Annotated in this window: 21 protein-coding genes; 13 read left to right on the top strand and 8 right to left on the bottom strand. The window is 45.8% G+C overall.

All coding sequences use genetic code 11. The annotated features are described in order from the left end of the window. The first annotated feature begins 26 nt into the window (after positions 1 to 26). The 3 genes from ABWW54_RS15380 to ABWW54_RS15370 all read left to right on the top strand — a co-directional run bounded on the left by ABWW54_RS15380 (position 27) and on the right by ABWW54_RS15370 (position 1,879). Positions 27 to 755 carry a hypothetical protein gene (locus ABWW54_RS15380; RefSeq protein WP_353413530.1) on the top strand — a complete coding sequence of 243 codons (729 nt, stop codon included), beginning with the start codon at positions 27 to 29 and terminating at the stop codon, positions 753 to 755. Positions 756 to 775: 20 nt separating this feature from the next. Next, positions 776 to 1,288 carry a PDZ domain-containing protein gene (locus ABWW54_RS15375; RefSeq protein ID WP_353413528.1) on the top strand — a complete coding sequence of 171 codons (513 nt, stop codon included), beginning with the start codon at positions 776 to 778 and terminating at the stop codon, positions 1,286 to 1,288. A gap of 84 nt (positions 1,289 to 1,372) precedes the next feature. Then, positions 1,373 to 1,879, top strand: coding sequence for a SixA phosphatase family protein (locus tag ABWW54_RS15370; RefSeq protein ID WP_353413526.1), 507 nt, complete (start codon positions 1,373 to 1,375; stop codon positions 1,877 to 1,879). Positions 1,880 to 1,886: 7 nt separating this feature from the next. On the opposite strand, the gene ABWW54_RS15365 is transcribed toward ABWW54_RS15370, so the two are convergent. Further along, positions 1,887 to 2,918: a hypothetical protein gene (locus tag ABWW54_RS15365; RefSeq protein ID WP_353413525.1), complete on the bottom strand. Its 1,032-nt coding sequence runs from the start codon at positions 2,916 to 2,918 to the stop codon at positions 1,887 to 1,889. Between the two features lie 33 nt (positions 2,919 to 2,951). Here ABWW54_RS15365 and ABWW54_RS15360 point away from each other — a divergent pair, with 33 nt between their 5' ends. Beyond that, entirely contained in the window at positions 2,952 to 3,923 is a 972-nt protein-coding gene (locus tag ABWW54_RS15360; RefSeq protein WP_353413523.1) for a TauD/TfdA family dioxygenase, read from the top strand. A gap of 41 nt (positions 3,924 to 3,964) precedes the next feature. On the opposite strand, the gene ABWW54_RS15355 is transcribed toward ABWW54_RS15360, so the two are convergent. Both ABWW54_RS15355 and ABWW54_RS15350 read right to left on the bottom strand, forming a co-directional pair. Then, positions 3,965 to 4,726: an ABC transporter permease gene (locus tag ABWW54_RS15355; protein WP_353413522.1), complete on the bottom strand. Its 762-nt coding sequence runs from the start codon at positions 4,724 to 4,726 to the stop codon at positions 3,965 to 3,967. Then, positions 4,723 to 5,661: an ABC transporter ATP-binding protein gene (locus ABWW54_RS15350; protein WP_353413520.1), complete on the bottom strand. Its 939-nt coding sequence runs from the start codon at positions 5,659 to 5,661 to the stop codon at positions 4,723 to 4,725. The genes ABWW54_RS15355 and ABWW54_RS15350 overlap by 4 nt, the downstream gene beginning before the upstream one ends. Before the next feature lie 331 nt (positions 5,662 to 5,992). Here ABWW54_RS15350 and ABWW54_RS15345 point away from each other — a divergent pair, with 331 nt between their 5' ends. Beyond that, positions 5,993 to 7,210, top strand: a complete 1,218-nt coding sequence (locus ABWW54_RS15345) for a BaiN/RdsA family NAD(P)/FAD-dependent oxidoreductase (protein ID WP_353413518.1) — start codon at positions 5,993 to 5,995, stop codon at positions 7,208 to 7,210. A 67-nt stretch (positions 7,211 to 7,277) separates the two neighbouring features. Then, a complete protein-coding gene (locus ABWW54_RS15340) occupies positions 7,278 to 7,736 on the top strand; it encodes a DUF3237 domain-containing protein (RefSeq protein ID WP_353413516.1) in 459 nt (152 codons plus the stop codon). An 80-nt stretch (positions 7,737 to 7,816) separates the two neighbouring features. Here the strand turns inward: ABWW54_RS15340 and ABWW54_RS15335 are convergent, their stop codons facing one another. Next, positions 7,817 to 8,104, bottom strand: a complete 288-nt coding sequence (locus tag ABWW54_RS15335) for a twin transmembrane helix small protein (RefSeq protein WP_353413514.1) — start codon at positions 8,102 to 8,104, stop codon at positions 7,817 to 7,819. A 114-nt stretch (positions 8,105 to 8,218) separates the two neighbouring features. Between ABWW54_RS15335 and ABWW54_RS15330 the strand changes: the two genes are divergently transcribed. From ABWW54_RS15330 to ABWW54_RS15310, 5 genes are all read left to right on the top strand, one after another. Next, complete coding sequence (locus ABWW54_RS15330; protein ID WP_353413512.1) at positions 8,219 to 8,977, top strand: SURF1 family protein; 759 nt, start codon at positions 8,219 to 8,221, stop codon at positions 8,975 to 8,977. Positions 8,978 to 9,014: 37 nt separating this feature from the next. Further along, complete coding sequence (locus ABWW54_RS15325) at positions 9,015 to 9,629, top strand: redox-active disulfide-containing membrane protein (RefSeq protein ID WP_353413510.1); 615 nt, start codon at positions 9,015 to 9,017, stop codon at positions 9,627 to 9,629. Between the two features lie 39 nt (positions 9,630 to 9,668). Further along, positions 9,669 to 10,577 carry a heme o synthase gene (gene cyoE, locus ABWW54_RS15320; RefSeq protein ID WP_353413509.1) on the top strand — a complete coding sequence of 303 codons (909 nt, stop codon included), beginning with the start codon at positions 9,669 to 9,671 and terminating at the stop codon, positions 10,575 to 10,577. 57 nt (positions 10,578 to 10,634) lie between these two features. Further along, complete coding sequence (locus tag ABWW54_RS15315) at positions 10,635 to 11,435, top strand: hypothetical protein (RefSeq protein ID WP_353413507.1); 801 nt, start codon at positions 10,635 to 10,637, stop codon at positions 11,433 to 11,435. A gap of 89 nt (positions 11,436 to 11,524) precedes the next feature. Next, on the top strand, positions 11,525 to 12,367 hold the full coding sequence (locus tag ABWW54_RS15310; protein ID WP_353413505.1) for an alpha/beta hydrolase family protein: 843 nt from the start codon (positions 11,525 to 11,527) through the stop codon (positions 12,365 to 12,367). Between the two features lie 14 nt (positions 12,368 to 12,381). Here ABWW54_RS15310 and ABWW54_RS15305 read toward each other — a convergent pair whose 3' ends face one another. From ABWW54_RS15305 to ABWW54_RS15290, 4 genes are read right to left on the bottom strand one after another with little or no spacing between them, the layout of a single operon-like run. After that, positions 12,382 to 14,100, bottom strand: coding sequence for an adenylate/guanylate cyclase domain-containing protein (locus ABWW54_RS15305; protein WP_353413503.1), 1,719 nt, complete (start codon positions 14,098 to 14,100; stop codon positions 12,382 to 12,384). A gap of 20 nt (positions 14,101 to 14,120) precedes the next feature. Further along, entirely contained in the window at positions 14,121 to 14,792 is a 672-nt protein-coding gene (locus ABWW54_RS15300) for a methylamine utilization protein (RefSeq protein ID WP_353413501.1), read from the bottom strand. Between the two features lie 5 nt (positions 14,793 to 14,797). Beyond that, the gene (locus tag ABWW54_RS15295) at positions 14,798 to 15,718 is read right to left on the bottom strand and encodes a hypothetical protein (protein ID WP_353413499.1); all 921 of its coding nucleotides are present in this window, start codon (positions 15,716 to 15,718) and stop codon (positions 14,798 to 14,800) included. 33 nt (positions 15,719 to 15,751) lie between these two features. Continuing rightward, a complete protein-coding gene (locus tag ABWW54_RS15290) occupies positions 15,752 to 16,441 on the bottom strand; it encodes a hypothetical protein (RefSeq protein ID WP_353413497.1) in 690 nt (229 codons plus the stop codon). 105 nt (positions 16,442 to 16,546) lie between these two features. Between ABWW54_RS15290 and purB the strand changes: the two genes are divergently transcribed. Then, complete coding sequence (gene purB, locus ABWW54_RS15285) at positions 16,547 to 17,923, top strand: adenylosuccinate lyase (protein WP_353413495.1); 1,377 nt, start codon at positions 16,547 to 16,549, stop codon at positions 17,921 to 17,923. Continuing rightward, entirely contained in the window at positions 17,924 to 18,724 is an 801-nt protein-coding gene (locus tag ABWW54_RS15280; RefSeq protein ID WP_353413493.1) for a pseudouridine synthase, read from the top strand. It abuts the gene before it with no gap. The last annotated feature ends 792 nt before the right edge of the window (positions 18,725 to 19,516 follow it).

Genomic DNA, 19,516 nt, shown 5'->3' with positions numbered 1-19,516 from the left:
TTCCCACTGACATACGGTTAATAAATATGACGGATACTTTTGACAGCAACATCGAAGACACTGACAACAAGCACGCCTCCATTGGTGACTTGATCAGTATGCGAGACGGTGACGCATCACCTCATACTCAACACATAGACGAATGTGTGTTTTGTCAGGCGCGCTTAGAAGAAGTGTATTCTGCTGCTAAATCGATACAAGACGTACTGCTTTTCGAAGCCGAATTACCGGTCCCGAATGCGGCGTGGCTGAAAATAGAATCTGAGCTTCGCTCAAAGGGTATAGAGGATCATGCTTCTGTGCCTCCTGTTGCCACTCACCAGGCGATGACTACAACTACTAACACCGCTTTTTGGTCTTCAATTAGTACGGCCATTTACAGTTTAACGGCGGCCGTGGTATTTACAGGTGCGGTCAGCCTTTATACGTTTCAAGGAGATCAGCAAGCTCGACTTGAAACGCAAGCACTACAAGCCAGTGTGCAAAACTTAATGGACAATTCTCGGGGTCTAGAAAGTGTGCTTCAACAAGTCGCGACCCGAACCAGTCCTCTGACGGTTTCACAACAGTCGATGGAAGAGAGGTTACAGTGGAGATTGATGATGGTGGATCAAAAAATTCACGAAAGTGAATCTTCTGATGACATCAACTATGAGCAAATAAAGGGACTATGGGCGGACCGAGTTGATGCCTTGAATGAACTGAATAAGCTGTATTACAACAACCAAGTAGCGGCCAATAACGGCCAGATTTAGGTTTTATTATGATGAATTTGATGAAAGCAGTGCTTCGTAAAAAGCTCCTGTTCACAACGATTGTTTGTTTTCTGATTTCTGGTTTCTGGAGCGTACACGCTGGTGAAGACGGTAAGAAAAAAGAGTATACGGAAGAAGATATTAAACGCGAAATCAGTTTCTGGGCTAAAAAGTTGTTGGACATGAAGGGAGAAAAGTCATTGACTATCAGATCTTCTTCCGTGGTCAAACCATTTATTGGAGTGTGCAATTCGGTTGATGAACAAGGCGTAAAACTGACCTGCATCACCCCGGAATCACAAGCTGACAAAAATGGCCTGAAAACAGGTGATCTCGTTGTGGCGATTAACGGCATTTCAATGACGGGAAAAGATGGAAGTAAGAAGGACCATGGATACTGGGACATCGTTAAAAACATGAAGACCGGTGACCTACTTAAGATGGAGATAATACGCTCAGGGGAACCTCAGACTATTGATGTAAACGTTGGCTCATTAAGCCAACCAGCCTTTGTTTGTGAAATAGGAAGTTGATTTGTCAGTTAATCTCTAAAGTTCAATGTATGGCATAAATTCGATGGACTGATTCGGTAGGGTGGCGCATTATGGTTGTAATCCATGAAAGCACTTTACTTAATCCGTCACGCTGAATCGAATTGGACAGGCCCAGATACAGATGATCATGATCGCCCCTTAAGTCAACGAGGTGAGCGAGAGAAGATGGTAATGGCTAAATTCGCCAAGTCGAATTTTCCCGAAATCCAAATCGTGTACTCGAGCTCTGCGACCAGAGCGTTAGACCTAGCGGCGTTCATTCATCGCCACCATGGTGCTCAATTACAGATCCATGACTCACTCTATACGTTTGACTCTTCGAGACTTGTAAAGGTTGTTTTGGAACTTCCGGACTATCTTAATCACGTTGCTGTCATCGGCCATAACCCAGCCGTCACGGAGGTGCTGAACCAACTATCCAATTTTGGTCGCGAAGATAAGGTATCAAATTTTCCAACGGCCGCGATTGCAATGCTGGAGTTCGACTGTCAACGATGGGGTGATATCAAGCAGGGCATGGGCCGACTCGTCGACTTTGCTAGGCCGAAAACGGGCTGCGAAAATGACTGAATGCTTATTATACCTTGATTTCTAAGGCGCCTTGTTTGGTTAGAGACATATCAAGACACCACTTTCTAACGGCGTAGAGATCATCCGCATAACGTTGCAGTGCTTTGTCTTGATCAGAGGCGCGCTGGGTATTGTCGTAAGCTTGACTGGGCTCCTTTGCATGGCGAGAAAACAAAGTGCTCTCAGTGGTCAGTTTTAGGGCGCGCGAGTTTTCTGTTAAGCCTAATAGGCGACTGCAATGCACCAGTGTATCGAATGGCGTAGTGAAAAAATGTTCGCTCTCAAGCAGTTCAATTTGCTCGTTAGTGGAGGCCAGCTTGGTGAAATTTCCAACTTGGCTGAACCAAAGTAAAGCGGCTGACTGAGCCGGATTAAGCAGGCTGAAGTTCATTGTGTTTAGGCGCTGATTATCAAGGCTTGCCCTAATTTTCAGCTCGAGTTCTCGAACAACGTGGGCAGCCCATTGTTGTCTTTCGGGGGATTTTAAGGCCGCGATTATATAGCTATCAAGGTCAGAATGGAGGCAGATCGCGTTGAGCGAAGCTTGGTATTTTAACAGCTCATCAAAGATGAAATTGACCGGGACATTGCCTTTTATTATGACTCGTTGGCCATTCGTGAATTTTCTACTGTAAAGCCGCATTAGCACACTGAGAGCTTGTTGGCGCGCCATGATCGTGGCTTCATCTAAGCCTTTTGGGGCCGCCGCAAACTGTCGAAGCGCATAAGGCTCTCTGATTACAAGAGTGGCGTCATCGTGATCAAGCGCCTTTGATAATAAAGTCGATCCACAATGCGCAATTTGAAACAAAAATGCGGGTGTTTGGCTCTGGCTAGTGTCTTCTGAGACCAATGCATTGATCGCAGAGAACGGTATTGACCAGGTTTCTTTGCCTTTGGAAATGATGCGGCGGGGCAGCGTAAAAGAAGAGTCCTTGTAGGTTTCCTGAGACATACGAACAAAGACTAAGTTAGGGCCCTCAAATTTTAGTGGGTAAAACTCAGGCGATTCTAAGATGGAGTCTATGTGGAGTTGCATTTCGCGATTTAAAGGTTAAGTCTGAGAGGCCACATGGACTATAATCTGCTGCTCGAATGTAGACCAGTGAAAATGTTAGTGAACACTCAAACCTGTGAAATAGAACAAGGACTATTGGTGGTTAAACCCAGCAATGGAGGCTGTTCATTGGGCTCTCTTGATGTCCTTGAAATTACAGAGCAGTACAAGCAGTTTGGAGCGCTACTCTTTCGTGGTTTTGATTATACAATTGACGAATTCAAGTTATTCACCGATCAATTTTGCAGCAATTACGTCAGTAATAGAAGCCCGGGGCGCGATCTACTATCAGATGATGGACGGGTTCAGACCGTGAATCTGGGCGAAAAACACTTTTCATTACACCCTGAAATTGCCCGTGAACCTTGGCAGCCTGACATAGCCTGGTTTGCCTGTCAGTCTCCCTCCAACGTCGGTGGGGAGACGATAGTGTGTGACGGCGTGGCGGCGGTAGAACAATTCTCGACAGAGCTGATAGAGCTAATGCAGAACAATGGTTTGTCGCACGCATTGCCCACCGATTTAGGTTGGGCTTCTCAGTTTTTACAGGACCCAACCTTAACCTTATCGAAGCTTTTGGAGAGCGGCTATTTGTCTGGCTTTAAATTCAGTATTGTTAATGGCCAACTTATTCGTACCTATGAGCGCCCTATGTTGCATAAACCGATGTTTGACGATCGCTGGGCCTACGGTAGTTTTTTGGTGTTTGCTCGAAGAAACCTAGGGATAAGTAACTTCCCGACGTATTTATCAGGTGCGAAAATTGAAGATAAGTGGGTGGATGAAATTGAATCGGCAACGCGTAAGGTGTCGGTCGAAATTAAGTGGCGTGAGAAAGACCTCATCATGTTGGACAACACCCGCTTTATGCATGGCCGTAATCCTATCGGAGACCCTCAAAACCGAAAGATTCTAACTCAATTCGGTTATGTGTCGTTTGTGCCTCAGGATTATCCGAATTTAGAGCAGCAAATATGGCGGTCATAAGTTCTGGGTTACTTGGACCGCCAATGAGGGTCGTTACCTGACTACTCCTTAAGTTTGTATCCCGTTTTAAACATCCATGACACGATAACTAAACACGCGATCAGAAAAATTAAAATGACGCTTAAGCTCGTCATTACATTTACATCGGATACTTCAAAAAACGCCCATCTAAAGCCGCTGACCAGATATACAACGGGGTTAAATAGGGACACGGTTTGCCAAAAAGGGGGAAGCATTTCTATAGAATAAAAACTTCCACCTAAAAACACCAAAGGTGTTATTACTAAGATTGGCACAATTTGGAGCTTTTCAAAGCTGTCTGCCCACAGGCCTATGATAAAACCAAAAAGGCTGAAAGTGATGCAGGTAAGAACGAGGAAACTGAGCATCCAAATTGGGTGCTCGATTCGCATATCAACGAACATGCTTGCGGTTGCTAAAATTATAATTCCAACAACGAAAGACTTCGTCGCTGCCGCGCCCACATAGCCGATTAACGCTTCATAGAAGCTTAACGGTGCCGAGAGTATTTCGTAGATCGAACCAGTGAATTTGGGAAAGTAGATGCCAAAAGATGCGTTAGAAATGCTTTGAGTGAGTAGAGTGAGCATCGTTAAGCCAGGCACAATGAATAGTCCGTATTCGACGCCATCTATACTGTCTATTCTTGATCCAATTGCCGAACCAAACACAACGAAATACAGTGAGGTTGAGATCACCGGGGAAGCGATTGTTTGAAACAAAGTATTAATGGCGCGCATCATCTCGGCGCGGTATATCACAGCAATGGCTCTTGTGTTCATGATTGCGCTCCGCCTTTTCGGCTCACTAGGTCAACGAATATTTCCTCGAGTGAACTCTGTGTTGTTTGTAAATCTTTCATTTGTAGACCTTCTTCTTTCAGGTCTTGTAATAAGGAGGTAATGCCACTTGCATCGGCATTAATATCGTAGGTGTAAGTGAGGGACAATCCATCTGAGCTTAATTCTAATGGCAGTTTTTTTAGCTTTGTAGGCAGTTGGTCAGCTTGCTCTTTCAATTCAATAATCAATTGTTTTTTGCCAAGTTGTTGCATGAGCTTCGCTTTTTCTTCAATGAGCAGGATCTCACCAGCGTTGATTACAGCGATGCGGTCGGCTATTTCTTCAGCTTCTTCTATATAGTGGGTGGTCAGAATAATGGTGACGCCACGATCGCGAAGCTTTGAAATGGTTTGCCACATGTCCTTTCGTAATTCCACATCAACCCCAGCGGTGGGTTCGTCAAGAAACAAAATTTCAGGCTCATGAGACAGCGCCTTGGCAATCAGCACCCGCCGCTTCATTCCGCCTGAGAGCATTCTAAGTTGATTATCCTTCTTATCTGCAAGAGATAATTCAGCCAGCAATGATTCGATTTGCTCAGGCTCGTAAGGTTTACCAAAAAGACCTCTAGAAAAGCGCACGGTATTCCACACGGTTTCAAACGCACCGATGGTTAGCTCTTGCGGGACTAATCCTATGCGTTTGCGGGCTTCTCTGAACTCTTTGACGGTATCATTGCCATCAACTGAAATTGAGCCGCCGGACGTGGTTACGATGCCGGTTATTGCCGAAATAAGTGTGGTCTTACCTGCGCCATTGGGGCCAAGTAGAGCGAGAATTTCCCCGCGTTTGATATCTAAATTAACGTTCTTTAGGGCTACAAACCCATTGTCGTATGTCTTGGAGACATTCTGAATTGAAATTATGTTGTCCATGCCGCTGATCACGTTTTCCTGTGCTGGTTTCTAGTCGCTTCGGGGTAGTGTTTCACTTTGAGTGTCTTCGAGTGGTGAATAAAAGTGTAAACTTTGGGGAAAGTTCTCACAGGTTGGCTTAAGAGAAAAACTCAGGTGAAGTTAGTTTAAGTGTACACCCGTACAATAGATATTCGATAGAATTTTTACCGGTTTTAGAGAGGTGAATGTAAGGCAGTCTCCCTATATAATTTCGGGCCAAATTTGTCCTTTAATCGCTTTTAAGAAGTTTTAGTTTCCTTTAACGGAGGCACTGTAATTAGGCGATGCATTGATTAACAGTATTGTAGGTATGACACAAACATCGGGTGACCAAAGAAACAGCTATGACGTTATTGTTCTGGGCGGCGGCGCCGCGGGACTGATGGCTGCGGCAACGGCCGCCAAACGAGGACGAAAAGTAATCGTCGTAGAGGTGAGCAACAAACTTGGCAAGAAAATTTTGATGTCAGGCGGAGGGCGGTGCAACTTTACAAATTTAGAAGTAAAAGCCGAGCATTTTCTGTGTGACAACCCTCATTTTGTAAAATCGGCCTTGAGCCAATTTGGAAATTGGGATTTCATCGGCATGGTCGCTGCCCACGGAATTGATTATCACGAGAAAGACCTCGGGCAATTGTTTTGCGACCATTCCTCCAAAGATATTCTGGCGATGCTCATCGACGAATGCGAGACTAATAATGTAGAGTTTATCATTGGCTCTGAGGTATCGACCGTAGAGCAGTGCGTGGCAAATCGATTTAGTGTTGAAGGCGAGGGGATTAGTGTAAACGCAAGCAGTTTGATTGTAGCCACAGGGGGGCTATCAATTCCTTCGTTAGGTGGCGCGACGGGGTTAGGGTATAGGTTGGCTGAGCAATTTGGCCTCAACGTGACGCCTCGATCTGCATCCCTTGTTCCTTTTACGCTGAGTGGCCACTGGCAGGAATTTTCTTCAGCTCTCTCGGGGGTGTCTTTGCCGGTTTACGCAAGCGTCCCCAATAAGGGATTCTACGAAAGCCTTTTGTTTACACATCGAGGACTGAGTGGACCGGCTATATTGCAACTCTCGAACTACTGGAAATTGGGTGAAGGCATACTGTTGGACTTGCTGCCAAATATGGTTGTTAGCGATGAGCTAAAACACGTCAAAACTCAGTCTCCGAACCTGAAATTGGAGACGATATTGTCAAAGCTGCTCCCTAACTCGTTAGTCACGGCCATGATGCTCAGTTGGTTTTCTGAGTTCATTGATAAGCCAATACATGAGTGTAAGAATTCGCAGTTGGACCAAATAGGGGCTCAATTGAATCAGTGGCGACTAACACCCTCTGGCACCGAGGGCTATCGAACTGCTGAAGTAACTAAGGGCGGAGTATGCGTGGATCAAATTTCATCAAAGACAATGCAACATAAGAGAGTAGACAATCTGTATTTTATAGGTGAAGTTTTAGATGTAACAGGCCACCTTGGAGGCTACAATTTTCAGTGGGCATGGTCGTCGGGCTACGTTGCGGGAATGAACGCTTAGTGTTATTTAATTCCGTTATACTGTGTTTCCGTTTCGGTGCATCAATCAATCGATCAATACATATTTTATGTTAGAAGCTAAAGAACTGTTTGAAATGACACTGCAGGTGTCTACCGAGAAAATGATCAATATCGGAGCATTGCCTCATGGAGGAAGGCGAATAGTGCCGATTTCAGGAGGGCGCTTTTCGGGTGATAGATTGAACGGTCGTGTGCTGCCCGGTGGCGCAGATTGGGTATTAGTTGAGCCCGACGGTAGCTTTCGTATTGATGTGCGATTGACTTTAGAAACCGATGATTCACAGTCTATCTATATGCAATATGACGGTCTGTTTTACGCTGAAGCAGACGTGTTAGAGCGCTACTACAGTGGTGCGTCTATCTCTGAGGACGAGTACTATTTGAGAACCCAGGCTCGTTTTGAGACTTCGGCGTCAAACTATCAATGGCTGAATCACATTGTTAGTGTGGGCAAGGGAAGAAAAATAGACGGAGGCGTTAGCTACCAGATGTATCATGTCTTGTGACGTTTTTTTGCCTTCTCTATCTCTACGGCATTTCCTAAATAGCTCTGGGTAACCAAGCAGGTCCAGGGCTCAAAAAGGCCCTAGTTTTCAGGCTGTTCGTATCGACCATTTGAGTCGTCGATTCGTTGTTGTTGCTCTTCATTAAATTTAGCTGGGTTTACTGAATTACTGGGTGTGATCCAGCCCATTTTTATAGATAAAAATATAAAGCCGAATAAAACAATCCAAATGCCAATTCTCCACGTGAGCGCTTTAACCACCTTATCTCCGCTGTCTCGCTCGTCAGGTGATTTTAGAAGATGGTATAGGCCAATCCCTAGGCTGACTACCATGGCTATCATTAATACGATGATGACAAACTTGGTCATGATACTTCTCGCTTCAGTAAACTTAATTTAAATATAGGCATTTAACAAAGCGAAACTCATTTCACTCTGTGATATGTTCGCGGAGTTTATCCTAATCCTGTCTATGAATTGCGAATGCCGTCTCAAAAGTCACCAAAAAGAGCATTTATTTTGCCGATCTTATTGATCGCCGCAGTTTTGATGATTTTATGCATGTTGCGATTGGGTGTTTGGCAATTGGATAGGGCTGAAGAAAAGCAAGTATTGCTTACTCAAGTGCAAAAAAGGTCGCAATCAATGCCCGCTGAGTTAGCCGGTTTAGAGCCCCATTTGTTGACCACGGATGGGAAAACCGATCTTCGATTTTCTCCCATCAAGGCGATTGGTGAATACATCTCCGAACAGTCTATTTTGATAGATAATCAAGTCGTTGGGCACCAAGGCGGGTATCAACTTGTGACACCATTCAGAGTCGCAGGAATGAAATCGTTAGTGTTGGTGTCTCGAGGTTGGTTGCCATCTGGAGCAACGCGTCAAGACCTACCCGAATTCGAAACGCCTGAAGGAAGAGTCACTATACAAGGGCGTTTAAACAAGCCGTTCGCTCAGCCACCTCTATGGAAAGAGGGTTACCCTGTGAATGAGGGGCAGGTTTGGCAATACCTTCCGATTGAACAGTATGCATCTCAAATACAGGCAAGCGTACTGCCTTTGATGATAGAATTGGCACCCGAAAGTACCGGGTCTGAGGGCTTAAAAGTTCAATGGCAATCGATAAACGATGAATGGGTGGCAAAACACAAAGCCTATGCATTTCAATGGTTCTCAATGGCGGTGGCTTTTTTTATAGCGTGTTTGATTTTGCTGTTTCGCAATTTCGTTCGCCCCGCTTAACCTCTCTCGGCGATGACCGATATATAACGTTAGTAATATGACTGAGCAAACGACAGATTATAAGCCCGATGCCAAAACCCTATTTTGGAATCGTGTTCAACTGCTAGCGGTTTTCGCTGTCTTTTTGGCTCCGATAGCCGGTGCTTTCTTATACAAACCCACAAAGTTTAATAACTATGGCGACTTGTATACTCCCGCTCCGACATTGGCGCCGTTAGCGCTGACCGGCGTGAATGGGGAGACTGAATTTGCTCAATATAAAGAGCAAGACCTTTGGGCGTTTTTAGTGGTTGCTCAAGGCGCGTGCGGGGAGAATTGTGAGAAAAGCATTTTGAATAGTCGCCAACTGCGAGCGATGCAAGGCAAGCACTTGGAACGTTTGCGTTCGGTCTTGATCTATTCCGATTTACCCGCTTCAGTAGCACAAGATTTGGCCAAAAAATACCAGCCCGTCGACGTGTATGAAGCAGACCCTGAACAACTTAAGGTCTGGGCAGAGCAGTTAGTGCCTGAAGGAGTGCCGGCGAATGAGCTGGATGATCGGTTTTACGTGGTCGACTCCAAGGGGCTTCTGATGATCAGTTACCCCAGCGATGCTGAGCCAAACCGAGTTAAGAAAGACCTTAGTCGTCTGCTTAAGTCACGCCGTTAAATTAACAGTCTACCGAACTAAGCTGGCATAGCAACTATCATGGCAAATCAAGAATCACTGAGTCACTCGATCCAACAGTATTACGATTTAACTAAGCCCAGAGTGGTGATGTTGATTGTGTTTACTGCCATTGTAGGGATGTTTTTGGCGGTACCAGGTTGGCCAGATTTTGTCACCATTGTTCTGGCTTCACTGGGAATTGGACTGGCGGCTTCTTCTGGGGCTGCGATGAATCAAATTATCGACATGAGAGCGGATGCAATCATGGCGCGGACGCAGGATAGACCGCTTGCGACAGGTGGGCTTAATGTGTGGCAGGCTGTGGTATTTGCCGCATTACTTTGTATTTCCGGAATGGTCATTTTGGTGGTGTGGGTAAACACACTGACGGCAATATTGACGTTCGTGTCAATGGTTGGCTACGGAGTTATATACACCGTCTTTTTAAAACCGGCCACCCCACAAAATATCGTGATCGGAGGTGCTGCAGGAGCGGCTCCGCCGTTACTAGGCTGGACCGCTATGACCAATGCGATTACGCCAGAAGGGTGCTTGCTGTTCCTGATTATTTTCGCGTGGACTCCGCCACATTTCTGGGCATTGGCGCTTTATCGCCGAGAAGAGTACGCCGAAGCGGGCGTGCCGATGTTGCCAGTTACTCATGGTGAGGAATTTACTAAGCTACAAATATTGCTGTATACCTATATTTTGGTGGCTGTCACGCTATTGCCATTTACCATTCATATGTTCGGTGGTATTTACTTAGTGGGTGCGTTGTATCTAAACGCGCGGTTTATGTATTATGTTGTGAAGTTGTATCGTAACTACAGTGACGAGCTTTCTCGTAAGACATTTTATTATTCGATCATGTATCTGATGTATTTGTTTGCGGTTATGCTGGTTGATCACTATTTTTGGGACCTCTTGTTGATGAAGTTCTTTTATTGAGTATGTTTCATCATCACAAGAGGTGATTTTTAGCTTAAATATTAAGGAGATTAAGCAATGATGATTCGGGTCTTAATGAGCGTTGTGCTCGTTGTAATGTGTGTATTTCCATCCGTCAGTAAAGCCGAGGTGTCAATACTCGATTTTGTGGCTTCATCGCCTGTGGGAAGTTGGCAGCTCAGAGAGCAAATATCCACAAACCATAAAGGCAAGAAAACAGGAAGCACGATCCGCACGTCGATGGTGGGCAAGGAAGACCGCGACGGTGAAACTCATTACTGGGTTGAAATGGCCATGCAGAGTTTTAAAATTAGTAAAAAAGGTAAGCGTAAAAACAAGGGTAAGCGAGTTGTCATGAAGTCTCTTATGCCTGAATCACAGCTTAAAGCCGACCCTGAAAATGTACTGTCAAATTTGCGTAATTTTTCGATTGAAACCATCGTACAAAACGGCAAGCAAGAGCCGATGAGAATCACGGATTCCGGTGGTATGTTTTCTGGTGCAATGCAATTGGCAAACGTGGATATCGAGTTTGATTTTGAGCCAATGGGTACGGAAACAGTCACCGTGGCGGCTGGCGAGTTCAACGCTACGAAAGCCAGAGGTGTAGGTTCTACAGAGATTAACGCAATAATCAAAAAGATTAGGGTTAAGAGTGACATGGTTCATTGGTATTCGAATGATATTCCTTTCGGCTTGATCAAAATGGAGGGAACCACGACTACCAACGGCAAAACGAGTAACGAAACGACGGAACTGCTCGAGTATGGGGGCAGTGGCGCAGAAACCGAGATTACACGACCTGCTAAAGACATGCCTAAAACACCTGGTTTAGAAGGCTTGTTTGGTGGGGCTTGACGTAACCAAAGGGACCGCTCTGTCTATTCATGGCGAGCGGCTCGCTTGTTTGATAAACCTTACTCTCTGAAAATATTGAAGGTATGTTCGTGATTTTAAAAAGACTCATTTTAGTACTCCTCCTTGCGCCAATGGTCGCGTTAGCGTCGCCAGCGAGCATTTCGGAGTTAACCATTGATTCACATGGTCAGCGCTTGCCTGGACTTATTTATCAGGCGGCCGGAGTGGGTCCGCACCCCACGATGATTCTATTGCATGGTTACCCTGGCAACGAAAAAAATCTAGACGTGGCGCAAGAGGTCCGTAAAAAAGGCTGGAATGCGGTGTATTTTAATTACCGAGGCGCGTGGGGTGCTGAAGGCGAGTTCTCGTTTCGAAATTCTGAGCAAGACGTGCAGTCCGTAATCAAGTTTCTCCAAATGCCTAAAAATGCAAAAGGGCTAAGGGTGGACCCCGATAACATCGTGTTAGTGGGCCACAGCATGGGAGGGCATATGGCCATCGCCGGTCTACTGGATAACTTAACGGTGAAGTGTGCAGTCGCCTATGATGGCGCGAACCTAGGAGCGAAAGGCCGAGGCCTGTTTGCCGACGCGACAAGTGAAGCGTTATGGAAGGAGTACTCCGATTCTTTATTTATGTTAAGTGGCTGGAGTGGAAATAAAGCTGTCGCTGAAATATCAACTTATGGCAAAGAGCTAGATCTGACAAAGAGAGCCTCCAGAGTCAATGGCAGACCCGTACTGTTGCTCTCGGCCGACACCGAAGTAATACCTGAAAAGCTACACATACTGCCGCTACAGGCCGCTTTGAGCTCGGACAAAGGTCATCAGACTGAGTATCGCTTAATTGACGATGACCATAGCTTTTCTTCTTCCAGAGACAAGCTTATTGAGACTACGGTGACCTTTCTTAATAACAAGTGTTTATAGTCAGTGTTGCTGGGTTAAATCATTTCTGACGGTGTGAAAATTTGAATTTTTTTCACTTTTCCTTTTACCGACGTTAAACCTAAATCTGCCCAATCGTACTCACTGGCCGCCGTTGCCGTGTGCGCACTTACAATAATGGGAGTGTCGTATTCCTTAGTCAAACCTTCGAGACGCGACGCGGTGTTTACCGTGTCTCCAATTAGGGTGTAGTTCATGCGACTTTCAGAGCCCATATTGCCTGCGACCGCCTTGCCACTGGATATCCCAATGCCGATTTCAAGCTCGATGCCCAACTCTTCTTTGAGCTCTTGATTAAACTCTTTGAGCGCAACCACCATACCCAAAGCGGACTTGACGGCGTGACTTGCATGGTCTTCTGAGCGAATGGGCGCACCAAACACCGCCATTACGGCGTCTCCAATGTATTTATCAACGATTCCGTTGTTTTCCTCGATCACGGAGGTTATCCGATTAAAATAGCGATTCAGCAGATTCAGTAAGTCAGCCGGCGGCATGGTTTCGCTTAAGCCGGTAAAATTACGAATGTCTGAAAACATAATGCTGGCCTCGCGCTCTTCGCCTCCTAGCTCTATGTCGTTATTAAGTAATTCATCGGCGACTTGGTTGGACACGACCTTGCCAAGCAAATTTCTCACCCGTTCTTTTTCTTCCAGGCCGACGGCCATTATGTTGACTGCTTTTGCTAATGAACCAATTTCGTCTTCTCTGGATTCGCCGACACGAACTCCGTAATCGCCATCGCCGATAGCGCTAACGCTCTGGTTCAGCTGTTGTATTGGTTCTGTAATTGACTGACTAATAGTGAATGTGCCAATGGCAGAAAAAACCAAGCCAAGAGTAAATATTACAACTAGAGCTAGGCTGAGTTGTTGATAAGGAACCAGCTCTTTATCAAGAGAACCGTGTATGGCAACGTCTATTTGGGTTAACGGTGTTTTATCTAAACTGAAATTCAAACTGAGAAAGTTTTCGCCGCGGGTTTCATGTTTGATGAGGCGGCCCAGCGATCGAATCTTAGTCGTGAAGTCGCTGAACAAAGAAGCTCTGATTTGCTCATCCAAACTGCTGGCATGCAGCATTGGACGCTGGTTGTCAGTCGATGAGTAGACAGAGACATCCGTCAGTGCAATTTGAGAAATTTCTTTAGCAAATTCGTCGTCGATTGCAAAACCAAGGATGACCCATGCCTCAGGGTCGGGGATCAGAAGAGGGGAAACCGTCAGTTGGTACGGCCTATTGTCGATAAGTACCGTGCCAGAGGATTCCAGCAGGTCATTGTTCTCAGCCCTTTCCACCATCCAAGGCCAAGGGTTTGGCTCGCCAGTATTAAATTTTTCGTTTGTGGAGGCGATGACTTGACCATCAAAGTCAATCAACAGCATGGTTCCCGTGGACACGTTTGATATGCGAGATACGAGATTATTCATCGCAGAGACCATGGTGGGCGTATGGCCTTCGCCAAATACCTGCCGAAACGCATGATCACTTGTGGCAGGTTTGGCGATATCTTGCAGACTTTGAGTTCGGTTACTAATTAATCTCTGGAAAACGCCAGCGGTGACCGCTAAATCTGATTCTATGTTCGATTCAGCATTCTTGATGTTTTGTTGATTCACCACGAGTAGCGCCGTGGTGAGCAGCACTAAGATCAAGCCGCTAAAAAGGATGGCAATACGCCAGCGAAGGCTTTTTTTAAAGCGTGTTCGTAGCATTACGAAGGCAGCCAGTTCACTTACGGTTTGTAGCGACTGCCTTTCCCTGAAGAGTGTCGCCGCGATCTGAGTTGAGGTTTGGTGGCGATTTCTAAGTTTAGAGAATAACCTTCATCGATATTAACCGTGTCCTTGAAAGGCTGACGTTGCCTCGGGTGCCATACCTCCAGCACGTATTCACCATAAGGTATGTCTGAGATTTCGACTGAGCCATTGTGGTTGCTGATTTCATAAAAGGGAGTGTCAACGACCACAACGTATGCCCTCATCCAATCATGAATATTGCAGCCAAGCGTTACCAAACCCGGCGTGTCGAAAACGACGGGCTCTGAAGGAGTACCAGCATAAAGGGGTAAGTCAAAAGACTTGGTTTTAGAAAACGAGTAAACGTGGTGCAAAATGTTATCGTTGTTCGGAAAGCTGATAGCGGTGCCCGCCTGTACTACTGACACCTGAGGCTCGAACTCCTTGTTGATTTGATCAATCACGGCCTTGTTCTCTTGTAGTTCGGTGGGGTGTTTAGCAACTGCACTAAAGGTCACAACAGCATCCGTTAACGCGACGCCTTTTTGATCGGTCAGTGATAAGCTTGCCGAGCCACGTTGCGCCAGCGTGTTAGTAGAGCCGACGATGGCGCTCAATAAAAAAAGTGTCTTCGCGCTTACAAACGTCATGCTTGCGAGATTAAACAAATTGGTCACCAGTTTTTTATCCACGAAATAGAGAGTGAATTGCGATCATACCTGATGTTGCCGTCTGAGCGTGCATCTACTCTGCTTATTCCAAAGTTTAATGACGACCCGTCGGACAGCAGACGGCTCGCGTTTAAGCTCGCTGACCAGGCGCTGCCCTCATAGCGATAGATATACCAGTTGTTGCCCATACCAACGTCATTGCTGATCGCGCGCGCATCGTTTGACAAAGCCGGACGATAACGAGCTCCCGAGGTGATATCGCCATTGCTGAAAGACAATGATGCTGGAAAGCTCCAGGTTGAAGACGCGTAATACTCAGTCGCGATCGCTACCTGTATGGACTCTTTATCGAGGGCGTTAGAGGCAATGTCTTGAAGTGAGTCAGGTAATCCCACTGTCTGATTGATTCGGTCAGGTATTTCCCAGCGCTTACTCAAGCTGATACTTGCATCCCAATGCTCTCCAAAGGGTCTGGAGACGCTTAGACTGACTTCCGAGTCTAAGCGGTTTCGAGCAGAGACGTTGTAAACATGTCTGGTGCCGCTCCAGGTGGCCGAAAAAATCGGCTTATCAAAGCCTAGCCCCAATTTTTTTCTGTAACCAAGAGCAATGCCAACGCTGGCCTGATTACACGGGTAATTAGAATAGCTGCGTGTTCTTAGATTGGCACCGTAGTTGACGGACTCGGAGACACCCAGTGTCTTTCGATAGAATCTTGCAGCATTGACTTCTAGTATTGAACTTTTGGTTTTGTCATTCTCGACACTTGATAGGCCGACATTATCTAAGTACGAGACATCCACAGAAAGCTCGTTAAACGCTTCAACCGCTAGGCAAGAATGGGGCGACAAAGCGTATATCAGGCTGAGTATGACCCCAGCCTTTACGTTGGTTGGTTGGTGTTTTCTGATAATGTCCGTCATATAAGCAATATTATCGCAGTGATGGGTCTCTACTCATCCAGTGAAGAGCTTACGAGAAAGTCGTCGTATTTGTTGCCCTAGCCCTTTTGCATACATCCCGGCCTTACCAGCAATTTGCTCCGGATTGACGTCATCGTCTGTGAGCAGTTCTGGAGCCACACGACTTTTCATTTTAGTGATTGCTGATTTATCTACTTGGCTAAATTTATTAAAAAGCCAAAGGTTCGGCCAATTCCAGCTTCGCCCTCGACAAAAGCACGCGACCAAATCGACCAGCACGGGCTCTCCATCGGGCGTTATCAATGTATTGGTGGGGTTGCGTAAATCGTTGTGAGCTACGCCCGTGTGGTGAAGTTCTTCGATCGCGCCAGCCAGTTTTTCAAAAAAAGAAGGCCAATCAGGCTCGAAGTTGGTAAGCCGCGTGATCTGTTCTGATTCGTGGTAACTCATTAAGAATGAGCGTTTGCTTGGTGTGCTCAGTAAATCAGGAATACAGCTTACGTCTGAAAGCTTTTTTAGCGCTTTACATTCCCGCCAGTTAAGCAGCGGGCCGATCAGTAATCCAAACCATTTGTCAGCACCTGCCTGATCTTTGAGTACGGCTTTATGGCCATCAATTTCAATCAGTAGTACATCTGGTCGCGAGCCACCACCTTCTCTAAACGTGAAAGTGGCATGCGACCTCAAGTCCTCAACGGTGTATTGTTGCCAGTTAAATGTCATATTTAGGGCTTTTTAGCCAAGAGCTACGATAAGGTTTATGGTAACATTCCGCCCCGAATTTAGTCACACTTTCACAGCCGACAAAATCGGCCACATGAACGCCCCATGATTGATTTTCCGTTGACAGAAACCACCGCACTAACTCCATTGGATGGTCGTTACGCCAATAAGGTAGGCGACTTACGCCCAATATTCAGTGAATATGGCTTAATAAAGTATCGCTCTTTAGTTGAGGTTCGATGGTTGCAAGCGCTGGCCAATGAACCCAATATCAACGAAGTACCTGCTTTTTCTATTGAGTCTAGTTCTAAACTGGACGCCATTATTGATGGTTTTTCTGTTGACGATGCCGAATCAGTTAAAAAGATTGAAGCCACGACTAATCATGATGTTAAGGCGGTTGAGTACTTTTTAAAGCAGAAAGCCGAGTCAATTGAGGAAGTTCACGCGGTGAGTGAATTTTTTCACTTTGCGTGCACGTCAGAAGACATTAACAACTTGTCTTACGCGTTGATGCTTAAGGACGCTCGTAAAGACGTCATTGTGCCGACGTTCCAAAACGTCATAGCCGCAATCTCTAAGTTAGCAAATGACAATGCCAACTTGTCTATGTTGGCCAGAACTCATGGCCAACCGGCATCGCCAACAACGCTGGGTAAGGAAATGCGCAATGTGGTCGCACGTTTAGAGCGACAACTGGAACAGATTAAAGCCGTCACTATTTTAGGTAAGATCAATGGTGCCACCGGTAATTACAACGCACACGTGGTCGCCTACCCAGAAGTTGATTGGGAACGGTTCTCTAAGAGTTTTGTGGAATCCTTGGATCTTGACTGGAACCCATTAACCACGCAAATCGAGCCTCACGATTACATGGCCGAATTGTTTCACGCTGTGTCCCGTTTCAACACCATATTGTTGGACTTTGACCGAGACATCTGGAGCTACATAGCCATTGGCTACTTTAAACAGAGAGTCGTGGCTGGCGAAGTAGGTTCTTCGACGATGCCTCACAAAGTTAACCCAATAGACTTTGAAAACTCTGAAGGTAATTTAGGGCTGGCAAACGCAATGTTCGATCACCTTGCATTAAAACTGCCGGTCAGTCGTTGGCAGCGCGATTTAACGGATTCCACAGTATTGAGAAACATAGGCGTGGGCTTTGGTTACACCATGCTAGCGTGCGCAGCAACGTTAAAAGGAATCGGTAAGTTGGCAGTGAATGAGCCAGCACTGGAAGCTGATCTTGACGACAACTGGGCAGTGTTAGGCGAAGCCATCCAAACCGTGATGCGTCGCTATGACATCCCCGAGCCTTATGAAAAACTGAAAGCATTAACTCGAGGCAAAGACGGCATCGATAAGCAGGCGCTAGAAGTATTCATTGAATCTCTCGATATGCCTGAAGCCACCAAAGTCGAACTGAAGAAATTGACCCCATCTAACTACATTGGTGTTGCTGACAAGTTGGCAAAATCTTAAATGAGTGATCCGGTTCGATTATCAAAGTTAATGTCACAGCGCGGATTATGTTCGCGCCGAGAGGCTGATAAATTAATCGAACAGGGTTTAGTCCGTGTTAACGGTCAGACCGTTAATACACTGGGCGTTAAATTCCCTGAAGACGTAAAGATCGAGTTATCTGAGCGCGCTCAAGCGATTCAAAACGAGCGTGTGACCATCATGATTAATAAACCGGTTGGCTACGTGTCAGGCCAAGCAGAAGATGATTATGTTCCCGCCGTGCGATTGGTTACGGCGGAAACTCATTCAGATACGGACCAGACCAACTTAAGGTTAAGACCCTCGCACTTCAAGGGGCTCGCGCCAGCCGGGCGACTCGATATAGACTCCCAAGGACTGCTCGTGCTTACTCAAGATGGACGAATTGCAAAGCAGCTCATTGGCGAAAACACCGAGCTTGAGAAGGAATACTTAGTGCGCGTAAAAGGCGATATTAGCGATGCGCGAATTGACCAGTTATCCTTTGGCCTAGAGTTAGACGGCAAGCCACTTAAGCGGGCTAAGGTAAAACAGCTTAATCCAGACCAGCTGCAGATCATCCTTCGTGAAGGTAAAAAACGCCAAATTAGACGCATGTGCGAAGCCGTTGGCCTACACGTATCTGGCTTAAAACGGGTTAGAGTGGGCGAATTGCGGCTAGGTAAGCTCGCCGAAGGAGAGTGGCGCTACGTAAAGGCAGAGGAATTTACCCACCGAAATAAGCAGCAAAGTAGACAATCAAAGCCCCGACACCATAAACGTACGCAGCGTAAACACTAGCCGTCTTTTTAATCCAAGCAATTCTTTTGAGCGCATCAGTTTGGGTTAGCGTTAACCGCTTTTTCCTATTGGGTTAACGTATTCGAGCCCAATAATACCGTATTTCAAAAATCATAAAGCATTGAGAATTAGCCCTTAGCTGAGTGCAGATATGCGGTACTTTCGAATAATCTGCGATTCAGAGTCAACTTTGTCACTAGTCTGTGCGCGTTTTTATCCATTCATGTAACGAATAAAGCATTATAAACAGCGCTTTATAAAACATGCGGAGAATGTTAATGTGCCTTCAAAGGAACAAAAATGAGCATGCTCGTTTTCATCCCATCGAAAAAGGAGGGATTCTTGATATTTAAAATTAAATCAAAGGCTTACAACGTTTTCGAACGAATTCAAAAAGGGCGTAAATGCGCATGCACACTAATACGCTGTTAAGTGTATGAAAGAGAAAACTAAGGAGAATGTATACTTTAGCCTTATGGCATTTGGCTATGCGCTATTACCTACATACTTCCTGATAAAGTTTGAATTTAAACAGACGGTCCAATCCTTTCTACTGAGCACGGTTTTTTTCTTTTTTAGTCTTCACATGCTATCTATGTTCTCGATGAGTGATATCGAGGATGAAGGTCCATTTTGGCTGGACTGGGTCTTTGTAATGATAATTTATAGCGTTTATAGTTTTTTATGCTACTTGTTCTTTTTATAAAAACACTTAACAAGCGCTTTAAATATCCCTCCCGTTGGTCGGGCGGGACGCGTTTTCAACGCGCCCCGTTAAGCGGGCGTTATACG

It is taken from the genome of Arenicella sp. 4NH20-0111 (assembly GCF_040366405.1).
In the GTDB taxonomy this organism is placed as follows: domain Bacteria; phylum Pseudomonadota; class Gammaproteobacteria; order Arenicellales; family Arenicellaceae; genus Arenicella.
This window is presented reverse-complemented; position numbering and strand designations above follow the sequence as displayed.

Bases quoted from the DNA above. Each gene is read 5' to 3' on its own strand.
- ABWW54_RS15380 (WP_353413530.1), top strand. From the start codon at position 27: ATGACGGATACTTTTGACAGCAACATCGAAGACACTGACAACAAGCAC.
- ABWW54_RS15375 (WP_353413528.1), top strand. From the start codon at position 776: ATGAAAGCAGTGCTTCGTAAAAAGCTCCTGTTCACAACGATTGTTTGT.
- ABWW54_RS15370 (WP_353413526.1), top strand. From the start codon at position 1,373: ATGAAAGCACTTTACTTAATCCGTCACGCTGAATCGAATTGGACAGGC.
- ABWW54_RS15365 (WP_353413525.1), bottom strand. From the start codon at position 2,918: ATGCAACTCCACATAGACTCCATCTTAGAATCGCCTGAGTTTTACCCA.
- ABWW54_RS15360 (WP_353413523.1), top strand. From the start codon at position 2,952: ATGGACTATAATCTGCTGCTCGAATGTAGACCAGTGAAAATGTTAGTG.
- ABWW54_RS15355 (WP_353413522.1), bottom strand. From the start codon at position 4,726: ATGAACACAAGAGCCATTGCTGTGATATACCGCGCCGAGATGATGCGC.
- ABWW54_RS15350 (WP_353413520.1), bottom strand. From the start codon at position 5,661: ATGGACAACATAATTTCAATTCAGAATGTCTCCAAGACATACGACAAT.
- ABWW54_RS15345 (WP_353413518.1), top strand. From the start codon at position 5,993: ATGACACAAACATCGGGTGACCAAAGAAACAGCTATGACGTTATTGTT.
- ABWW54_RS15340 (WP_353413516.1), top strand. From the start codon at position 7,278: ATGTTAGAAGCTAAAGAACTGTTTGAAATGACACTGCAGGTGTCTACC.
- ABWW54_RS15335 (WP_353413514.1), bottom strand. From the start codon at position 8,104: ATGACCAAGTTTGTCATCATCGTATTAATGATAGCCATGGTAGTCAGC.
- ABWW54_RS15330 (WP_353413512.1), top strand. From the start codon at position 8,219: ATGCCGTCTCAAAAGTCACCAAAAAGAGCATTTATTTTGCCGATCTTA.
- ABWW54_RS15325 (WP_353413510.1), top strand. From the start codon at position 9,015: ATGACTGAGCAAACGACAGATTATAAGCCCGATGCCAAAACCCTATTT.
- cyoE (WP_353413509.1), top strand. From the start codon at position 9,669: ATGGCAAATCAAGAATCACTGAGTCACTCGATCCAACAGTATTACGAT.
- ABWW54_RS15315 (WP_353413507.1), top strand. From the start codon at position 10,635: ATGATGATTCGGGTCTTAATGAGCGTTGTGCTCGTTGTAATGTGTGTA.
- ABWW54_RS15305 (WP_353413503.1), bottom strand. From the start codon at position 14,100: ATGCTACGAACACGCTTTAAAAAAAGCCTTCGCTGGCGTATTGCCATC.
- ABWW54_RS15295 (WP_353413499.1), bottom strand. From the start codon at position 15,718: ATGACGGACATTATCAGAAAACACCAACCAACCAACGTAAAGGCTGGG.
- ABWW54_RS15290 (WP_353413497.1), bottom strand. From the start codon at position 16,441: ATGACATTTAACTGGCAACAATACACCGTTGAGGACTTGAGGTCGCAT.
- purB (WP_353413495.1), top strand. From the start codon at position 16,547: ATGATTGATTTTCCGTTGACAGAAACCACCGCACTAACTCCATTGGAT.
- ABWW54_RS15280 (WP_353413493.1), top strand. From the start codon at position 17,924: ATGAGTGATCCGGTTCGATTATCAAAGTTAATGTCACAGCGCGGATTA.